Raw genomic sequence first — 3,137 nt, 5'->3', positions numbered from 1 at the left:
TCGGTGTAAAGGAACGTATAAGTAATAACTTTTCGTCTTGATGATCACTAAAGAGCAAGGATAGTAATACATTGTGTGCTAAGCACACTAGGAGGCAACATTCATGGAAAATGGAAAAGTAAAATGGTTTAACAGCGAAAAAGGCTTCGGGTTCATCGAACGTGAAGGTGGAGAAGACGTATTCGTTCATTTCTCAGCGATTCAAGGCGAAGGTTACAAATCTCTTGAAGAAGGTCAATCTGTGACTTTCGATGTTGAACAAGGACAACGCGGACCTCAAGCAGCTAACGTTCGTAAAGCTTAATATAATCTAAACCTGGACAGACTCTTTTAGAGTCTGTTTTTTATTTTTCTAAAAAAAAAAGAACCCCACTCAAAAAGGAGTAGGGCACATGAAAACAGTAAATCAAATGGTAAACCAAGTGTAGCATATAAATGGTGGGTTTCCTAATTTCTTTGCCATTTTTTCTAAGAGGAAAATTCTGGCTGGTACATAGAAACAATCCATTTTTTTTGCCAATATAAGTTAAAGGGTCACCTTTGTTGGGATTAAATCATTTTCCAATGGAAATTATAAACCTATATAATGCGGGAATAAGGAGATTAGTTATGACTGCCGATAAAGATTTAAACCCAATGAATGTGTTGAAGCCATTAAATATTAATCCCCCTATATTAGATGAATCCCAACCTTTTTCGACTTTTGAAATAGGTAAACTTTGGGCTACCTATATGGGAAACAGCATGTCCATTCAAATCTTATGTTATTTCCTTCATCATTGTGAGGATCAAGAAATCAAGAGTCTATTGGAAAATGCTTTAGCCTTATCAGGGGATTTCACTCAGAGGATAGAAGGTTTTTTTAAAAAAGAAAGTTTTCCTATCCCAATTGGATTTACAAAAGATGATGTTAATCTTGGTGCTCCCCGCTTATATGAAGATGAATTTTACGTTCACTATTTAAAATATGCTGCTAAGGCGGGATTGAGTCTTTATGCAGTAGCGGTTCCATTGGTCATGAGGGAGGATATCAGGGAGTTTTTTATTTATTGTAATCAATGTACTACTATTCTTTTAGGGCAAATAAATAATATCTTAATGGATAAAAAATTCATTGCAGCGCCTCCTACGATTCCCACACCAGATGGAATTGATAAAATTGATCAACAAAGTTACTTAAGTGGTTTTATGGGTGATGTACGGCCATTACAGGCGTTAGAAATCATCCATCTTTGGGATAACATTGAGAATAACGTAACAAGTTTGGGATTATTATTGGGTTTTCATCAGATTGTTCAAGATAAAAAGATAAAGGCTTTGTTTAAACGGGGTTTAGACATGACGGATAAGGCTGTAAAGCAGTATCAGGAAAAACTGCACCTTGAACATATTCAATCACCAACGTACCTGGACCATTTGGTGACGACATCTACCTATCCACCTTTTTCCGATAAAATCATGTTGTTCCATAAAGTGGACATGTTCGCCATGAAAATAAGGTCATTCGGAAACTCACTGGCCGTAACGGCAAGAAGAGATATTAGTTTTTTGTATGCTAGAACCCTTATAAACATTGGTTTATTTGTTGACGACGGCATGAATATCTTAATTGATAAAGGGTGGATGGAATCACCGCCTAAAGTGAGTGACAAGCCTTAAATTCCAATTGGAGAAGCTTGAACATCTTCTCATTAAAAGCTATGTTTTTTGACACTGTTAGGGTAATAGGGGCACTGGCGGAGAAGGAACTGAAGGTCACTTCAATTATTATTTTTTTGGTGTTCTAACATTTCCAGATGCATAAATGAAATCAGCAACTGGGCTGCATAAAAATAAGCGAGTACAAATCATGTACTCGCCCTTTTTAAATCTATGTGGAAATGAAGATATTTATGGAATACTTTTGCTTAAGCCAAGGTTGGTATTCTTATTGATGTAGATGTTAACTTGGTGTTTATCTTTTCAATTAAGAAATGGATTTTAACCAACAAAGTAATCAGGGCTGATAGTAAGCTTTTAAATGAAGTATTCATAATACATCCCTCCACATAAAATTTTAGGTGTAATAAATACCACCACGTTTATTTTCACCTGCAAAAACAAATTAATGCGTTTCTCCTTTTATGATAGCAGCTCGATCCTCCATTTGTGGCGGTTCTTCAAGCCATCCATGTTTAATCCTAATTTTAATCCCTTCTTGTCCATAAACATAAACATCTTGGCTAGTAATGCTGCCCCAATGATTTTTATCTTATTTTTCACAAGCTATTACTGATTACCTACCTTTAAAAGTTAAAAAAAATGGAAAATAAACTTGAATAGATACAGTCTTCAAACTAAAAATAATAGAAAATACAAATCGAAGGCAGGAATCTGTATGGAAGACCAAACAAAAATTCGATTAACCGCAGCGGAAATGTCTACTTTGTGGGCTCAGTTTATAAATGACACAGTTTCTGTATGTATGAACAGCCACTTTCTCGAAAAAGTGGAGGATGCAGAGGTTCTTCCTATTATTGAATTGGTTTTGAAATGTTCCGAGAGACGAATCTCTATTTTAAAAACTCTTTTCATGAATGAAAAATTTCCTATCCCCATTGGATTCACCGAAGAGGATGTGATTCCAAAAGCACCAAGGCTTTTTTCAGATACTTTCGTTTTAATGTATTTAAGAGAAATGTCCATCCTAGCCATGGCAGCAAGTGGAGCATCGTTAGGGATTGTAACACGAGAAGATGTGGTCGATTTTCATAAAGTTGTTTTACAAGATGCAATACAGTTGCAAGACCAAACACGAAGACTAATGTTAAAACAAGGAACATATATCAGGCCTCCTTTTATATCGACCCCTGATGAGGTTGATTTCGTGGAAAAACAACAGTTTCTCGCTGGCTTTTTCGGGAAGAAAAGATCCTTAACAGCAGTGGAAGTTACCCATTTATTTTTGAATGTTCAAACCAACGCTATTGGAAAGGCATTGATAACTGGATTTGCTCAAATTGCGGAAAAGGACGATGTAAAGCAGTATTTATTAAGGGGAAAAGAATTAGCCCAAAAACATATGGACATTTTTAGCCACTTTTTAACCAAAGAGGACTTGCCTGCTCCAATGAGTTGGGATTCTGGAATTTCTGATT

Annotated in this window: 3 protein-coding genes; all 3 read left to right on the top strand. The window is 35.9% G+C overall.

Features of this window, described 5'->3' with window-relative positions; translation table 11 throughout:
- The first annotated feature begins 103 nt into the window (after positions 1-103).
- Positions 104-304, top strand: a complete 201-nt coding sequence (locus ACY8D0_RS27980) for a cold-shock protein (RefSeq protein ID WP_462411461.1) — start codon at positions 104-106, stop codon at positions 302-304.
- A gap of 305 nt (positions 305-609) precedes the next feature.
- Positions 610-1,659, top strand: coding sequence for a DUF3231 family protein (locus ACY8D0_RS27975; protein WP_462413744.1), 1,050 nt, complete (start codon positions 610-612; stop codon positions 1,657-1,659).
- A gap of 718 nt (positions 1,660-2,377) precedes the next feature.
- The coding region (locus tag ACY8D0_RS27970) for a DUF3231 family protein (protein ID WP_462413743.1) at positions 2,378-3,137 on the top strand (760 nt) is incomplete at its 3' end.

It is taken from the genome of Neobacillus camarae (genome assembly GCF_054950115.1).
This window is presented reverse-complemented; position numbering and strand designations above follow the sequence as displayed.